Raw genomic sequence first — 15338 nt, forward strand, 5'->3', positions numbered from 1 at the left:
TTAAATTATATTTTTCAATTTACCCAACCCAATGGGTCCACAGGATTGGTACCGTTCCAAATCTGAAAATCAAGCGTGTAAGTCCCGTCGAAATCGGCACCTACAGTGCCAATGGACGTTCCCGCTGAAACCTGCTGGTTGGCAGATACCATAGTGTTCGATAAATTCGCGTAGATTGTAAAATAGTCGCCATGTTTTACAAAAACCATTTTAGATCCGTCCCCGGACGCAACTACTCTGGAAACGGTGCCAGGCGCTACACATTTGGCTACAGTTCCTTTGGCTACAGCAATCTTGATCCCGTTATTTTCCTCTATAATATTTTTAAATACAGGATGCGGTTGCCGCCCGAAACGGTGAGTAATGGTTCCGTATGCGGGCATTCCCATTTTTCCGCGGTTCGCCGCAAAATTATTTCCTACTGCACTGGAGACTCCATAATTGGTCATCGCCTTGGTTTCTGCAGCTTTTTTCTGATCTTCATTTTTCTTGCTTAGTGAAGCTTCAGCTTCTCTGGCATCTGCGGCTTTATCTGCGGCAGCTTTTGCGTTTGCTGATGCAATCGCAGCGTCTCTGGCGGCGGCAGCTCTTCTGGCTTCTGCTTTTTCTGCGTCGGCTGCTTTTTTAGCGTCCTCAGTTTTCTTGGAATCAGCAGCGGCCGCTATTTTTGCTTTCTCGGCCTCGTCAGCTGCTTTCTTATCAGCAATATCTTTCAGTCGTTTAGCTTCCTCATCGGCTTTCTTTTTTTCTAATGCTAAAGCCTCAAGCCGGGCTTTGTTTTCAGCCTCAATCCTAGCTTTTTCACGATCTGCAGCTATTTTTGCAAGTCGGATTTTCTCGGCTTCGGCTTTTTTTCTTTCCTCTTCCTTTGCTTTTGCAATACGGATTTCCTCGGCAATGATGGAACGGATTTGTCCTTCCAGTTTTTTAGATTCAGTCTGCTTCTGCTTCAGTTCTGCGGTAAGTTGTGCTTCGTTTTTCTTAAATTCCTGAAGAAGATTTTCCTTCTGTTTTTTTTCTGCAGCAATGGTGAGTAAATCTTTCTGCTGGTTAGATAAGATAGTTTCTTTGTCTTTTACAGACTTCTGTTTCAATGAAATATTCTGGAGAAGTACCTGTGCAGCTTTGGAGATTTCAGCAGCTTTTTTATCCTGATAATCAGAATAATCTTTTAGATACTGAACCCGGCGTAGAGCTTCGCCCAGGTTTTTTGAAGAGAGAATGAAGGTTACCTTATTCTGTACCCCCTTATTCTTATAGGCTTTAACTAGAACTTCGGCGTAATTTTTTCTCAGAACAGCCAGTTCCCGGTTTTGCCGGTTAATTTCAAGCTGACGGAGATAGATATCGTCCTCAATCAGTCTTTTTTCCTTTTGGGTATTGGTGTAAACTTTTTCGCGAAGCTGAATTTTTTTCTGAACATCGTTAAGGTAAGCTACAGAAAGTTTAGACTGTTGCTGAGTTTTCGCTAAATTGGCATTGATGGAGGCAATCTGTTTCTTAAGTTCTGCATTCTGCTTTTGAAGTTGTTCCTTCTTCTGTGAGAATAAAATCCCGAACAGAAAAAGTCCTATTAAAAAGCTTAATTTCTTAATCATCTAATCTCAGTTTTCGTATAATTATTGGGAACGGAATACGGAGTTTCCATCTTTGAACTGTCAAATTTCGTATTTTCCAACATAATTTGGCTCGTTTTTGTGCCTTTTATTAATATTTTAACGTTTGTTGGCAAATTCATAGATTCGAAAGTAGTCCAATTTGAATATGAAACTTCCAGATTGTCCGCAAAGTTCACGTTCTTTAAATTAACTTTTGAAAGATTAAAATCATTAGCATAATCTAATTGCACGGCATATTCAGATACCTTCCCGTCGTTCTCAAATTTCAAGTTTTTAGCAGAGGTCAATGTATAACCCTGGGCGTTTTTAGTTAAGACAAAATCCTTTTCATTTACCGGAATAAAAGTTTTACCGATGAGAAGATTTTGCAGCGAATTAAAATCGATGAAGTTTACATTCAAAAGGTTATTGAGGTAAGAAAAATCAGATTCGATATAGGTTTTATTCCACTTCTCATAGCCCTGAATTCCATCCGGAGTTGCGATTCCGCGACCCACATTCAGGAAAACTGCAATCATATTCATCCACACTTTTTGCCCATTTTCAATGTAAATTGTCGCATCGAGTGTAGGAATAAAGTTTCCGGTTTCCACATTGACTCTTGAATTAATCTTGACTTGCTGGAAATTCGGTTTTTTATTAATTTCTTTAAAAAAGGCAGAAGTCTCCGCCACAGGAGCGTTGGTGCTTAAAGGTGCATTGGCAGCATTTTGTGTTTTACACGAGAGGAGTGAAACTGAAGCCAGTAGGATGATGATATAATTTTTCATAAGAACTTTTACTTTATATTGGGTAAAAAGTTTGCAATATTAACGCCAAACCACACAAATTGTTTTGTGTGGCTTGCGTTAAGTTTTTGTATTGATTGATCAGCTTTTGGAAAGAAAATCCAGAACCGAGTAATCTCCCAGTGAAATTTCCCTCGCAACGCCGAAGTATTGTGCGGAGTTTCCAATCATCGAATTGCTCAGGTTTCCGTGATCTATTAATGTATCTTCCTGAATCAGTGAGTGATCGATGTTTGAATTAATGATTTTGGTATTGTTTCCTACCGAAACACAAGGTCCGATTTTCGAGTTTGAAATCTCTACATTTTCCCCAATAAAACACGGCGGAATGATAAGACAATTCGTGATTTTAGCGGTAGCGGGATAGTTGGCAACATTCTCTTTTTCATAATGAAGGACTTTACCATTAGTCTCCACTGTAGCATTTTTATTGCCACAATCCATCCAGTCGTCAACTTTTCCCAGAGAAAATTTTGCGCCCTTCTGACGAAGGTTTTCCAGAGCGGTTGTTAACTGATATTCGCCTCCCTGTTTGATGTCGTTACTCATGATGTAATTAATCTCATCCATCAGTTTCTCAGCCGAATTGAAATAATAAATCCCAATAATGGCAAGATCAGAAACAAAGGTTTTAGGCTTTTCGACGAAATCTGTAATAAATCCGTAATCGTCGAGCTTTACTACTCCGAATGCGGAAGGATCATCCACCTTTTTCACCCAGATAACGCCATCGGAATTTTTATCAAGAATAAAATCTGCTTTAAAAAGGGTGTCTGCAAATGCTACAACTACATCTCCCCGCATGGACGCTTCAGCACATTTAATTGCGTGGGCGGTGCCAAGCGGTTCGTCCTGGGTATAAACACTTCCTTTTGCACCTAATTTCTCTGCAATTTGAATTAAAGAGGCCTCAACCTGAGGTCCGAAATCACCGATAATAAAAGCAATTTCATCAATTTTTTCACCTGCAACTTTAGCGATATCTTCTACAAGGCGCTGAACAATAGGTTTTCCCGCGATGGGGATTAATGGTTTAGGAACGGTTAATGTGTGAGGTCTTAATCGGGAACCTCTTCCCGCCATCGGAACGATAATTTTCATAATTTGTTTATTTTTTTTGGCTGCGAATTAAACTTCAGCAGCAATATTTTTAATGTTTTAATTTATTTCCAAAACGGAAATTATTTAGAGGTACTTCCGAATCCGCCAGCGCCGCGATCCGTTTTACCAAGTTCTGCTACTTCTTCCCAAACTGCAGTTTCATGTTTGGCGATTATCATTTGAGCAATCCGGTCGCCGTTATTTATCGTGAAAGGTTCGCCTGATAAATTTACTAAAATTACGCCTATTTCTCCCCTGTAATCTGCATCGATGGTGCCTGGCGTATTCAATACAGTGATTCCGTTTTTTATTGCAAGACCACTGCGGGGGCGGATCTGCGCTTCAAAACCCTGTGGTAATTCAATGAGTAGCCCTGTGGAAATGAGTTTTCTTTCTAAAGGTTTTAATGTTACAGATTCCTCAATGTTTGCGTAGAGATCCATTCCGGCAGATAGTGCCGTTTGATATTTTGGTAAAGCGTGTTTGGATTTGTTGATGATTTTTATTTTCATTGAATTTTATCTCTTAAATTTATTCAGTAGACTTTGCGGAATCAGCTTCTGGGTTTTAATTAAAATAACGGCTAATACTACAAAAATCAGATTACCCAGCCAGAAATTGTCTTTGAAGTTTTGGTAATACACGAGCGAAACAATAATCGTTACGCAAATAATAATAACATTCCCATAAAGATTATACGGAAGCGGGTGCTTAATTTGCCCCCAAATATAAGAAACTACCATCATTACAAAATATGAAGCGATAGTTGCCCATGCAGAAGCCCAGTAGCCGTACCTCGGAATAAAATAAAAGTTAATGGCAATGGTAACCGCGGCGCCAAGAAATGAAATATAACTGCCCACGATGGTTTTATCTGAAAGTTTGTACCAAACGGAAAGATTCAGGTAAATTCCTAAAAAAAGGCTTGCAAAAAACAGGATCGGAAGGATTGGAATTCCCTCGTAATATTCCGGATTTCTAAGGTAAAATCTCGAAATCCACTCCAGATTCACACAGAGAAAAACAATGATCATACAGTTTACCGCAATAAAAACATCCATGAGTTTCGCATAGGTTTTCCCTGCATTTTCGTTTTTTGAATGACTGAAAAAGAAAGGTTCAATTCCCAGCACATAGGCCTGCCTGAATAGCACCACAAACGTTACAATCTTAGCCACTGCACCATAAACGCCCAATTCGTGCCTTCCGATTTCTTCGGGCAGAAGAAATTTAAGAAACTGCCTGTCCATGGTTTCGTTGATGATTCCGGCCAAACCTGCAATCATGATTGGCCACGAATATTTGATCATTTTCTGCCAAAGTTGCCATGAGAAATGTTTCAGTTTGGCGACGAAAATCTCATTAAATAAGAGCAGGAAAGTTACGCCACTCGCAACAAGATTAGCGACGAAAACATAACCGATACCAAACTGAGGATTATACTTTAAACCTAAAAATCCATCCGGCATCCTCGGTAAAATTTGAAGAAACAGTATAACCAGCAGAAAATTGATAACTCCGTTGGTGATTTTCACCGTAGCATACTTTACCGGTCTTTCATTCTTTCTAAGCATTACGAAAGGCATCGCGCAAAATGCATCCAGTGACAGGATGATCACCAGAATTGTCAGCAAATCCACCTGTGTGGGCGTTTTGAAAGCGACTGCAAGTTCATTGCTGAAGGTGAGAGAGAAGGTAAGAAACAGGAGCGTTGCCGCAGCTACACTGAAAAATGCGGTAGATATCAGTCTTTCATCATTCTTTTCATCCAGCGCAAAACGGAAAAATGTTGTCTCCATACCGTGAGTCAGCAAAACTGCAATAACTCCTGCTACCGAATAGAAATCCGCAAACGGCGCATAAGCTGCGGGCCCGAAAGCATTAGTGATGTAAGGATTAATGATAAAGGGGAACAACCGGATAATTACCGTGGTAAGTCCATAGAGCGCAGTTTGTCCCAGCAGTTTCTTGTACAAGATTCAGATATTTCTGCAAATGTATCGTTTTAATTAAAATCAAAAAAATTCGCTTATAAAAGTTAATCTCTTTTATGGGCTGGGAGAAATGTTTCAGAATGAAATTCTTAAATTTACACTGAAATAAATCTGAACAATCACTAATGAAAACACTTATTAAATGCGCGCAGGTCGTCAACGAAAACAAGATTTTTGAAAGCGATTTGCTTATTGAAAACGACATTATAACAAAGATTGAAAAAAATATTTCTCCCGAAAGTGCTGATCAAGTGATTGATGCTTCAGGTAAATATCTTTTGCCAGGAGTAATTGATGATCAGGTACATTTTCGCGAACCCGGATTGACGCATAAAGGGGATATTGAAAGTGAATCAAGAGCTGCGGTGGCAGGCGGAGTTACCAGTTTTATAGAACAGCCCAACACTGTTCCGAATGCCGTAACACAGGAACTTCTGGAAGATAAATATAAAATCGCATCCGAAAAATCTCATGCAAATTATTCGTTTATGATGGGTGGCACCAATGATAATCTGGAAGAAGTTTTAAAAACAAATCCCAGAAACGTGGCCGGAATTAAACTCTTTCTCGGTTCTTCCACAGGAAATATGCTCGTCGACAATCCTGAAACTTTAGAAAATATTTTCAGCAAAACCAAAATGCTTATTGCTGTTCACTGTGAAGATGAGGCGACCATCAGAGCCAATACCGAAAAGTACATGAAGGAATTTGGCGATGATATCCCGATGAAATTTCATCACCTGATCAGAAGCGAAGAGGCGTGTTATATTTCATCTTCTAAAGCGGTGGAACTGGCTGAGAAAACCGGAGCGCGCCTTCATGTTTTTCATGTTTCTACGGCAAAAGAAACTGCCCTTTTTAGAAACGATATTCCTTTAAAAGATAAAAAAGTCACTGCCGAGGTATGTGTTCATCATCTCACTTTCACCGATGCAGATTACGAAACCAAAGGAACTTTAATCAAATGGAATCCTGCGGTGAAAACTCAGAAAGATAAGGACGGTCTTTGGAAAGCGCTTTTAGATGACAGAATTGATGTAATCGCCACTGATCATGCGCCGCACACCTGGGAAGAAAAACAGAATGTTTATACCAAAGCACCGTCCGGCGGTCCGCTGGTACAGCACTCTTTAGTTCTGATGATTGAAAATTTCAAAAACGGAAAAATTTCGCTGGAGAAAATAGTGGAGAAAATGTGCCACAATCCGGCAATACTGTTTCAGGTGGAGAAGCGTGGATTTATCCGAGAAAATTATAAAGCAGACCTGGTATTGGTCGATTTAGATGACGGTTTCACTGTTTCCAAAGAAAATATTCTCTATAAATGCGGCTGGAGTCCACTGGAAGGAACTGCTTTTCATTCGCAAATTACCCACACCTTTGTCAATGGAAATATTGTTTTCGAGAACGGAAAAGTTTCGGAAGAAAAATTCGGAGAAAGATTACTTTTCGAGAGGAATTTTTGATTTTTGCCCGGCTTCATATCGTATTTCCAGCATAGCGATTCCTTACCCCAGCTTATATTTTTCCTTAAATTTACAAAAACAAAGAATATGAATCTGTATACACAACCGATGCTCAAAGAAGGAGCATTAAAAGATAAAGTCGCCATTGTAACCGGTGGCGGAAGCGGTTTAGGAAAAGCAATGACCAAATATTTCCTGCAACTCGGCGCAAAAGTGGTGATCACATCCAGAAATTTGGAAAAACTTCAGACTACGGCAAAAGAACTTGAAGAGGAAACAGGCGGTAAAGTACTTTGCGTTGCATGCGATGTGAGAAACTGGGACGAAGTTGAGGCGATGAAGGAATCGGCGGTGAAAGAATTCGGTAGAATCGATATTTTACTCAACAATGCAGCCGGAAACTTTATTTCGCCAACCGAGAGACTTACACATTCGGCATTCGATTCCATTCTTGACATTGTTTTGAAAGGAACTAAAAACTGCACGCTTTCGGTTGGCAAATATTGGATTGATAACAAAATTCCGGGAACAGTGCTTAACATCGTGACCACCTACGCATGGACTGGTTCTGCATATGTAGTTCCATCTGCCTGCGCAAAAGCGGGAGTTTTGGCGATGACCAGAAGTTTGGCGGTAGAATGGGCAAAATACGGCATCCGTTTTAATGCTATTGCGCCGGGACCGTTCCCAACAAAAGGCGCCTGGGACCGATTATTGCCCGGCAATCTCCAGGAAAAATTCGATATGCGGAAAAAAGTGCCTTTGAGAAGAGTAGGCGAGCATCAGGAACTTGCCAATTTGGCGGCGTATCTTGTTTCCGATTACTCAGCGTATATGAATGGGGAAGTAGTGACGATTGATGGTGGAGAATGGCTTCAGGGAGCCGGAGAGTTCAATATGCTGGAAGATATTCCGCAGGAAATGTGGGATATGCTCGAAGCGATGATTAAGTCCAAAAAGTCTAATTAACAGACAATCAATATAAAAGCTCAAAAACGGCAGTTTTTGGGCTTTTTTTATACCACAAATCTTAATGTTTAGACAAACAAAAAACGCCCTGAAAATCAGAGCGTTATACCTAAATTTGTAGACCCACAGGGATTCGAACCCCAACTGATGGTACCAAAAACCAGAGTGCTACCGTTACACCATGGGTCTGTCTTTATTTTGGTGGTGCAAATCTAGAAAATATTTTATTACGGCGCAATACTTTTTCAAAAATTATTTTCAAAAATTAAAATTTCAATCTTCTTCTATAATATTTTTATTCCGTATTTTTGAGCAAATAATTTTACAGATGAGCAGTATTGAAGATAAAAAGAAAGCACTTTCGTTGGTGCTTGACAAACTAGATAAAACCTACGGTAAAGGAACCGTAATGACTTTAGGAGATGCATCCGTAGACGATTCAATCGAAGTGATTCCTTCTGGTTCACTAGGTTTAGATTTGGCTTTAGGCGTAGGAGGATATCCGCGCGGCAGAGTTATTGAAATTTATGGACCGGAATCTTCAGGAAAAACAACATTAACCCTGCATGCTATTGCAGAAGCACAGAAAGCTGGCGGAATCGCTGCATTTATTGATGCTGAGCACGCATTCGACAGGCACTATGCTTCCAAATTGGGAATTAACCTTGATGATTTGATTATCTCGCAGCCAGACAACGGCGAGCAGGCTTTGGAAATTGCCGATAACCTGATCCGTTCCGGGGCGATCGATATCGTGGTAATTGATTCCGTTGCAGCTTTAACTCCAAAAGCAGAGATTGAAGGTGAAATGGGTGACTCGAAAATGGGACTTCATGCAAGACTGATGTCACAGGCTTTGAGAAAACTTACGGCAACCATTTCCAAAACAAAATGTACCGTAATTTTCATCAACCAGTTAAGAGAAAAAATCGGCGTAATGTTCGGAAATCCTGAAACAACAACCGGAGGTAATGCACTGAAGTTCTACGCATCTGTGAGAATTGATATCAGAAAAGCCAGCGCACCGATTAAAACCGGTGACGAAGCTGTAGGAAGCCGTGTGAAGGTGAAAATCGTAAAAAACAAAGTTGCTCCACCATTCAAAATGGCGGAATTTGATATTATGTACGGTGAAGGCGTCTCAAAAGTGGGAGAGATCCTGGATATGGCAGTAGAAACCGGCGTGGTGAAGAAAAGCGGCTCATGGTTCAGTTATGAAGAGACCAAACTTGGTCAAGGACGTGATGCGGTGCGTGATATGTTAAAAGACAATCCTGAACTTGCTGAAGAACTTGAAGCAAAGATTAAAGAAAGTTTGCTCAATAAATAGTTAACGATCAAACAGAATATTTAAAAGACAGCTATTAAGGCTGTCTTTTTTTTTAAAAAAAATCAGGAAATGACAATTTGGCATTTTCCCGACCATGGTACTTTTTTTGAAAAATTCAGTTCAAATTAAATCTAAATATTATGACTAAAGGAAATATTAATGTTTCAGTGGAAAATATTTTCCCGCTGATTAAAAAGTTTCTCTACAGCGACCACGAAATCTTCCTTCGCGAACTGATTTCTAATGCAACTGATGCGACCTTAAAGCTAAAACATCTCACCAACGTGGGTGAAGCTGATGTGGTCTACGGTAATCCGCAGATCGAGGTTAAAATTGATAAAGAAAACAAGAAACTTCACATCATCGACCAGGGCCTTGGTATGACCGGTGAAGAAGTGGAGAAATACATCAATCAGGTAGCCTTTTCAGGCGCTGAAGAATTTCTTGAAAAATATAAAGACAGCGCGAAAGATGCGGGAATTATCGGACATTTCGGGCTGGGATTCTATTCCGCATTTATGGTGGCGGAAAAAGTTGAGATCGTAACCAAATCTTATAAAGAAGGTGAATCCGCGGTACGCTGGACGTGCGATGGCAGCCCGGAATTTACTTTGGAGGAAACCACAGATAAATCCGACCGAGGAACGGAAATCGTCCTTCATATCGCGGAGGATTCTACAGAATTTCTGGAAGAGTCAAGAATCCGTGAGCTCTTGCTGAAATATAACAAATTTATGCCTGTGCCGATTAAATTCGGAACAAGAACTGAAACTTTGCCGTTACCGGATGATGCCGGGGATGATGCAAAACCGGAAACTAAAGAAGTTGATAACATTATCAACAATCCAACTCCGGCGTGGACAAAAGCGCCTGCTGATCTAAAGGACGAGGATTATCTGAGTTTCTACAGAGAGTTGTATCCAATGCAGTTCGAGGACCCATTGTTCCATATTCACCTGAATGTAGATTATCCGTTTAACCTGACCGGCGTCCTCTTTTTCCCGAAATTGGCGAATAACCTGAACATCGAAAAGGATATAATTCAACTCTACCAAAACCAGGTTTATGTAACTGATGAGGTGAAAGGAATCGTTCCTGACTTCCTGATGTTATTGCGGGGAGTGATCGATTCGCCTGATATTCCGCTGAATGTGTCGCGGTCTTACCTTCAGGCGGATGGCGCGGTGAAGAAAATTTCTTCTTATATCACCAAGAAAGTTGGCGACAAAATGGCTTCGCTGATTAATGAAAACCGCAATGATTACGAAAAAAAATGGAACGATATTAAAATCGTGATCGAGTACGGAATGATTTCGGAAGATAAATTCTATGATAAATCAGAGAAGTTTGCACTTTACCCTGATGTAGACGGAAAATATTTCCTCTGGAATGAGCTCACAGAAAAAATCAAAGCAAATCAAACGGACAAAGACGGTAATTTAGTGATCCTGTACGCAACCAACGAGCATGATCAGCACAGCTATGTTCAGGCAGCTCAGGATAAAGGTTATGAAGTTTTACTGCTGGATTCTCCGATTGTGCCGCACCTGATTCAGAAACTGGAATCTTCGAAAGATAAAATTCAGTTTGCGAGAGTAGATGCTGATCACATCAACAATCTCATTAAAAAAGACGAACCGGTAATTTCTAAACTGAACGATACAGAAAAAGAAACGCTGAAAAAAAGTGTGGAAGAGGGTGTTGCCGACACCAAATTCACCGTTCAGCTTGAAGATCTGGAAAGTACTGATGCACCGTTCATTATCACCCAGCCGGAATTCATGCGAAGAATGAAAGACATGCAGGCGACCGGTGGCGGCGGAATGTTCGGGATGGGTAATTTCCCGGAAATGTATAATCTTGTCGTAAATACGAACAGCGAACTGGCAAGTAAAATTCTGGCAACAGAGAGTACTGACGACAAGTCCTCACAGATTAAGCAGGCGCTGGATCTAGCGAAATTATCACAGAACCTGTTGAGAGGAAAAGAACTGACCGATTTTATTCAGCGCAGTTATCAGCAGCTTGCCAAATAAGCCGAAAATTAATTTTTCAGATCATACCATTTTATAAAGCAAAGGCAGACCGCAAAGGTCTGTCTTTGTTATTTTTTGCGCGGCGCCGCAGGCGCCGCGCAAAAAACTATAATTCATCCAACGGATTCCAGAACACCTTCTTGAAATCCTTGATTTTATTTCCCTCCACGCTAATGCCTTCTTTTTCCAGCTTTTCCGTAAATGCTTCCAGACAACCTGCTGTGATATGCCCAGAAGAATTGCACACCCTGTGAGCCGGAAAATTTTCACTGTAATCACGCAGTGCATTTCCAACATGCCGGGAGTGATTCGGGTAACCCACGGCCTTCGCAATCGCACCGTAGCTGGTAACTTTGCCTTTGGGAATCAATTGAATGATTTCAAATACCTGTTTATTAAACTGCGGATCCATCATCAAACTTTATATCACGGTATTAATTTTTCGGCATCAGCAAACTCCCGTCCCCGTAGCTAAGAAAACGGTAGTTGTTATCCAGCGCATGGCTGTAAATCTTTTTCCAGTCATTTCCGATCAGCGCAGAAACCAGCAAAAGAAGTGTAGATTGTGGCTGGTGGAAGTTGGTGATTAGGCCCTTTACGATTTTGAATTCATAACCCGGGGCAATAATAATTTCGGTCTCAATAGATAAATGATTTTGCTGCGTGTTTTTTATCCAGGTCAGCAGTGCGTTAATAGCTTCTTCCGGAGTTGAGACCGCTTCAGTCTCGTAAGGCAGCCATTGGGTAATTTTCAGGTCTTCGTAATTGATGTTCGGACGCTGCACGATTTGGTTTCCCATCCAGTAAATACTTTCGAGCGTTCGGGTAGATGTAGTGCCTACAGTAATAATCGGTTGCTGAATCTTGGCTAACAAATTTTCAAGGAAATCAATGGTGATATTGAGGTATTCAGCATGCATGATGTGATCTTCCATCACTTCAGATTTCACGGGTTTAAAAGTCCCTGCGCCAACATGCAACGTCGTAAAAAGAGATGAAATCCCTGTCTCCTCAAAATCTTTAAGTACCCTTTTCGTAAAATGCAGTCCTGCCGTCGGCGCGGCAACAGATCCCTCGTTTTCTGAATAAACGGTTTGGTAAGCATCTTCATCAACCTTTTCCGCAACTCTTTTGATGTAGGGTGGCAAGGGCGTAACACCAGCTGCATCCATAATTTTGCCGAATGGAATATCGCCTGGCGACCACGAAAATTTTACGAGATAAGCATCATCCAATTTGCCGACAATTTCAGCGGAAAGTTTTACCTCAACTCCTTCCAGTTCAATAGTTTTTGATAATTCTTTCTCTCTCCATCTTGATACTTTACCGATAAAACAGATCCAGGTCACTGAATTCTGTTCTAAAAAATGCTGCCCGTAATCAATCGCCTCACCATGCGGTTCGAGACAGAAAACTTCTATCTTTGCTCCGTTTTCATTTGTAAAAAACAGTCTGGATTTTACAACTTTTGTGTTGTTAAATACCAAAACAGCGTTATCAGGGAGGTGCTGACTTATATTCCGGTAGATGTCTTCCGAAATTTTTCCGTCCTGAAAAAGTAATAGTTTTGAGTGGTCCCGAGGATTTACCGGGCTGTACGCTATTTTTTCTGCCGGTAAATCGTAAGTAAAATCTTCGATTTTTAGATGTTTTGGATGCATTCTGCAAATCTCTGAAAATCTTAAGTTTTTCACCAGAAAAATTTCGGTTTCTAATAGATATTATCAGACAAAAAAAACTCCCGCAAAAGATTGCAGGAGTTTAATTATTTATGATTCTCTATTAAGAATTCTCTAAAATATAGGTGAACATCAGTGGTGCGCAGATTGTTGCATCACTTTCAACGATATATTTTGGGGTATCAATATCAAGTTTTCCCCAGGTAATTTTTTCATTAGGAACAGCGCCTGAGTACGAACCGTAAGAAGTTGTGGAATCAGAAATCTGGCAGAAATACGCCCAGAACGGAACATCTTCCCACTCTAAATCCTGATACATCATCGGAACTACACAGATTGGGAAATCTCCCGCGATCCCGCCGCCGATCTGGAAGAAGCCAACGCCTTTTCCCCCGGAATTTGCGCGGTACCATTCAGTTAGATAAATCATATATTCAATACCGGATTTTACAGTATGAACATTCAGTTTGCCTTTAATAACGTTGGAGGTGAAAATATTTCCAGTTGTGGAATCTTCCCATCCCGGACAAACAATCGGAAGGTTTTTCTCAGCCGCAGCCACAATCCATGAATCTTTAGGATCGATTTCATAATACTGTTCCAAAACTCCTGAATTCACAACCTGATAAAGGAATTCGTGCGGGAAATAACGCTCTCCTTTTTCTTCAGCAGCATGCCAGACATCTTCCAAATGAGTCTGTAAACGACGGAACGCTTCCTCCTCAGGAATACAGGTGTCGGTTACGCGGTTGAAGTGCTGATCAAGAAGTTCTCTTTCCTGCTCCGGAGTTAAATCTCTGTAATTCGGTACTCGTTTATAATGAGAATGTGCCACCAAATTCATTACATCTTCTTCAAGGTTGGCGCCGGTACAGGAAATAATGTCAACTTTATCCTGACGGATCATCTCAGCCAGAATTTTACCCAATTCTGCAGTAGACATTGCTCCCGCCAAAGTAATCATCATTTTTCCGCCGTCTTTCAGGTGAGCAACATAACCCTTGGAAGCATCGACCAAAGCTGCTGCATTGAAGTGGAGGTAGTATTTTTCTAAAAATTCTGTAATCGGTTTATTCATTTTTTTATTGTTTATGCAAAGATAATATTTTAGGACGGAAGTCTCAATTCACAAAAATCTAAATCAAATTCCTGTTAACTGATCCTTCCGGCATTTTTCATTAAAAAAGTACAACCTGGCAAAGGCTGTACTTTAATTAAATCATGGAGCGTAGAATTTATCTGAAAATTAGTTCTGCCAATGTTCAACTTTCAAAATTTCGATTCTTCTTTCGCCGTCTTTAAAAGGATATTCTACGATGTCACCCACTTTATATCCCATAGTTGCCAGCGCCATATCGGACAGGATTGAATGTTTGTTCTTTTTCGGTTTTGCCTGCTCAACGCCCACAAAAATATATTCTTCTTCTTTGTTTAGGGTGTGGTCTTTTACAGTAACTACGCGGTCTACCGTCACTACATCTTCGGGAAGTTCCCTTCTTCTAACCTGCTTTGCATTCCGCAGTTCGGAAGTAAGTCTTGCTTCTTCGTTTGGGGTTACTTTTTTTCTTCTGAGGTGATCCTTAATTGCGTCGTAGATTCCGGTTGTTAAAATTATGTTTTCTGACATTTCTGTATATTTTTTTGAATTCATGACATGCTTTATGCGATCCAACGCAGGCTGTAAACATCAAAAGACGTTTTGCCTGTGAAAACACATCAAATGGTATTGAGATTAAAATGTTGGAATTCCCTGTCTTGGACCCGACAGGGTTTAATTGATGAAGTCTTTGGAACTTTTCAGAAATGAATCAGTATGCAAATAAAGCAAGGACAGCAAAAGCCTAGATATACCGGTTTCGGATAAAAAGAATGATGTGACCATTAACTTATTGAATTGATTTTTACAAACTTAAGAAATAACCATTTACTAAACAAGTGTTTAGCATAAATTAACATTGCGGCTACAACCTGAATTTTCGGTTTTCCTTTTTTTCCGAGAGTTGTTTTTTTGCCTGAATTCTTTTTTCTACCTGCCTTTTGCTTGGTTTTGTAGGTTTGCGGAGTTTTGGTTGGAAGAGCGATTTATTGACCAGATCAAGAATTTTCTCAGTGGCCATCTTTTTATTCTGAAGTTGGGTTCTGCTTTCGGAAACGGTGAGCTGAAGAATACCCTCAAGATTAATCCTGTTTTTTAGTTTTACCGCAATTAATTCTTTTTCTTCTTCTTTAAAAAAATCACTTTCACTAATATTCCACATTACGGTTACAGAAGTTTCTACCTTATTTACGTTCTGTCCGCCTGCGCCGCTGCTGCGGGAGGTTCTGTATGTAAGCTCCTTTGTGAAATTTTTCATGT

At 40.4% G+C, this 15338-nt stretch carries 14 protein-coding genes and 1 tRNA gene; 4 read left to right on the plus strand and 11 right to left on the minus strand.

Features of this window, described 5'->3' with window-relative positions; genetic code table 11:
- Window positions 1-14: 14 nt before the first annotated feature.
- From KTV93_RS08130 to KTV93_RS08150, 5 genes are all read right to left on the minus strand, one after another.
- The gene (locus tag KTV93_RS08130; RefSeq protein ID WP_218248458.1) at window positions 15-1598 is read right to left on the minus strand and encodes a M23 family metallopeptidase; all 1584 of its coding nucleotides are present in this window, start codon (window positions 1596-1598) and stop codon (window positions 15-17) included.
- Complete coding sequence (gene lolB1, locus KTV93_RS08135; protein ID WP_218248459.1) at window positions 1595-2389, minus strand: lipoprotein insertase outer membrane protein LolB1; 795 nt, start codon at window positions 2387-2389, stop codon at window positions 1595-1597. Before lolB1 ends, KTV93_RS08130 begins: the two co-directional genes overlap by 4 nt.
- Before the next feature lie 99 nt (window positions 2390-2488).
- On the minus strand, window positions 2489-3508 hold the full coding sequence (locus KTV93_RS08140) for a sugar phosphate nucleotidyltransferase (protein ID WP_218248460.1): 1020 nt from the start codon (window positions 3506-3508) through the stop codon (window positions 2489-2491).
- A gap of 80 nt (window positions 3509-3588) precedes the next feature.
- Complete coding sequence (dut, locus tag KTV93_RS08145; RefSeq protein WP_218248461.1) at window positions 3589-4020, minus strand: dUTP diphosphatase; 432 nt, start codon at window positions 4018-4020, stop codon at window positions 3589-3591.
- Window positions 4021-4026: 6 nt separating this feature from the next.
- On the minus strand, window positions 4027-5484 hold the full coding sequence (locus KTV93_RS08150; protein WP_218248462.1) for a lipopolysaccharide biosynthesis protein: 1458 nt from the start codon (window positions 5482-5484) through the stop codon (window positions 4027-4029).
- Window positions 5485-5627: 143 nt separating this feature from the next.
- Here KTV93_RS08150 and KTV93_RS08155 point away from each other — a divergent pair, with 143 nt between their 5' ends.
- Together KTV93_RS08155 and KTV93_RS08160 are read left to right on the plus strand one after the other, a co-directional pair.
- Window positions 5628-6968: a dihydroorotase gene (locus KTV93_RS08155; RefSeq protein ID WP_218248463.1), complete on the plus strand. Its 1341-nt coding sequence runs from the start codon at window positions 5628-5630 to the stop codon at window positions 6966-6968.
- 87 nt (window positions 6969-7055) lie between these two features.
- Window positions 7056-7937, plus strand: a complete 882-nt coding sequence (locus tag KTV93_RS08160) for an SDR family oxidoreductase (protein WP_218248464.1) — start codon at window positions 7056-7058, stop codon at window positions 7935-7937.
- Between the two features lie 118 nt (window positions 7938-8055).
- Here the strand turns inward: KTV93_RS08160 and KTV93_RS08165 are convergent.
- A tRNA-Gln gene (locus KTV93_RS08165) sits at window positions 8056-8126 on the minus strand.
- A gap of 139 nt (window positions 8127-8265) precedes the next feature.
- Between KTV93_RS08165 and recA the strand changes: the two genes are divergently transcribed.
- Both recA and htpG read left to right on the plus strand, forming a co-directional pair.
- A complete protein-coding gene (gene recA / locus KTV93_RS08170; protein ID WP_218248465.1) occupies window positions 8266-9267 on the plus strand; it encodes a recombinase RecA in 1002 nt (333 codons plus the stop codon).
- Window positions 9268-9407: 140 nt separating this feature from the next.
- Complete coding sequence (htpG, locus tag KTV93_RS08175) at window positions 9408-11303, plus strand: molecular chaperone HtpG (protein WP_218248466.1); 1896 nt, start codon at window positions 9408-9410, stop codon at window positions 11301-11303.
- A 106-nt stretch (window positions 11304-11409) separates the two neighbouring features.
- On the opposite strand, the gene KTV93_RS08180 is transcribed toward htpG, so the two are convergent.
- From KTV93_RS08180 to arfB, 5 genes are all read right to left on the minus strand, one after another.
- Complete coding sequence (locus KTV93_RS08180; RefSeq protein ID WP_305144809.1) at window positions 11410-11718, minus strand: MGMT family protein; 309 nt, start codon at window positions 11716-11718, stop codon at window positions 11410-11412.
- A gap of 19 nt (window positions 11719-11737) precedes the next feature.
- The gene (locus tag KTV93_RS08185) at window positions 11738-12997 is read right to left on the minus strand and encodes an S-adenosylmethionine:tRNA ribosyltransferase-isomerase (RefSeq protein ID WP_218248467.1); all 1260 of its coding nucleotides are present in this window, start codon (window positions 12995-12997) and stop codon (window positions 11738-11740) included.
- 88 nt (window positions 12998-13085) lie between these two features.
- Complete coding sequence (locus KTV93_RS08190) at window positions 13086-14060, minus strand: deoxyhypusine synthase family protein (protein ID WP_218248468.1); 975 nt, start codon at window positions 14058-14060, stop codon at window positions 13086-13088.
- Window positions 14061-14228: 168 nt separating this feature from the next.
- Window positions 14229-14609: a GreA/GreB family elongation factor gene (locus tag KTV93_RS08195; protein ID WP_218248469.1), complete on the minus strand. Its 381-nt coding sequence runs from the start codon at window positions 14607-14609 to the stop codon at window positions 14229-14231.
- Between the two features lie 334 nt (window positions 14610-14943).
- Window positions 14944-15336: an alternative ribosome rescue aminoacyl-tRNA hydrolase ArfB gene (gene arfB / locus KTV93_RS08200; protein WP_218248470.1), complete on the minus strand. Its 393-nt coding sequence runs from the start codon at window positions 15334-15336 to the stop codon at window positions 14944-14946.
- Between the last annotated feature and the right edge of the window lie 2 nt (window positions 15337-15338).

Source organism: Kaistella faecalis (assembly GCF_019195395.1).
In the GTDB taxonomy this organism is placed as follows: Bacteria; Bacteroidota; Bacteroidia; order Flavobacteriales; family Weeksellaceae; genus Kaistella; species Kaistella faecalis.

What these genes read in the sequence shown, in the direction of transcription:
- KTV93_RS08130 (WP_218248458.1), bottom strand. Translation starts at nt 1,598, where the DNA reads ATGATTAAGAAATTAAGCTTTTTAATAGGACTTTTTCTGTTCGGGATT.
- lolB1 (WP_218248459.1), bottom strand. Translation starts at nt 2,389, where the DNA reads ATGAAAAATTATATCATCATCCTACTGGCTTCAGTTTCACTCCTCTCG.
- KTV93_RS08140 (WP_218248460.1), bottom strand. Translation starts at nt 3,508, where the DNA reads ATGAAAATTATCGTTCCGATGGCGGGAAGAGGTTCCCGATTAAGACCT.
- dut (WP_218248461.1), bottom strand. Translation starts at nt 4,020, where the DNA reads ATGAAAATAAAAATCATCAACAAATCCAAACACGCTTTACCAAAATAT.
- KTV93_RS08155 (WP_218248463.1), top strand. Translation starts at nt 5,628, where the DNA reads ATGAAAACACTTATTAAATGCGCGCAGGTCGTCAACGAAAACAAGATT.
- KTV93_RS08160 (WP_218248464.1), top strand. Translation starts at nt 7,056, where the DNA reads ATGAATCTGTATACACAACCGATGCTCAAAGAAGGAGCATTAAAAGAT.
- recA (WP_218248465.1), top strand. Translation starts at nt 8,266, where the DNA reads ATGAGCAGTATTGAAGATAAAAAGAAAGCACTTTCGTTGGTGCTTGAC.
- htpG (WP_218248466.1), top strand. Translation starts at nt 9,408, where the DNA reads ATGACTAAAGGAAATATTAATGTTTCAGTGGAAAATATTTTCCCGCTG.
- KTV93_RS08180 (WP_305144809.1), bottom strand. Translation starts at nt 11,718, where the DNA reads ATGATGGATCCGCAGTTTAATAAACAGGTATTTGAAATCATTCAATTG.
- KTV93_RS08190 (WP_218248468.1), bottom strand. Translation starts at nt 14,060, where the DNA reads ATGAATAAACCGATTACAGAATTTTTAGAAAAATACTACCTCCACTTC.
- KTV93_RS08195 (WP_218248469.1), bottom strand. Translation starts at nt 14,609, where the DNA reads ATGTCAGAAAACATAATTTTAACAACCGGAATCTACGACGCAATTAAG.
- arfB (WP_218248470.1), bottom strand. Translation starts at nt 15,336, where the DNA reads ATGAAAAATTTCACAAAGGAGCTTACATACAGAACCTCCCGCAGCAGC.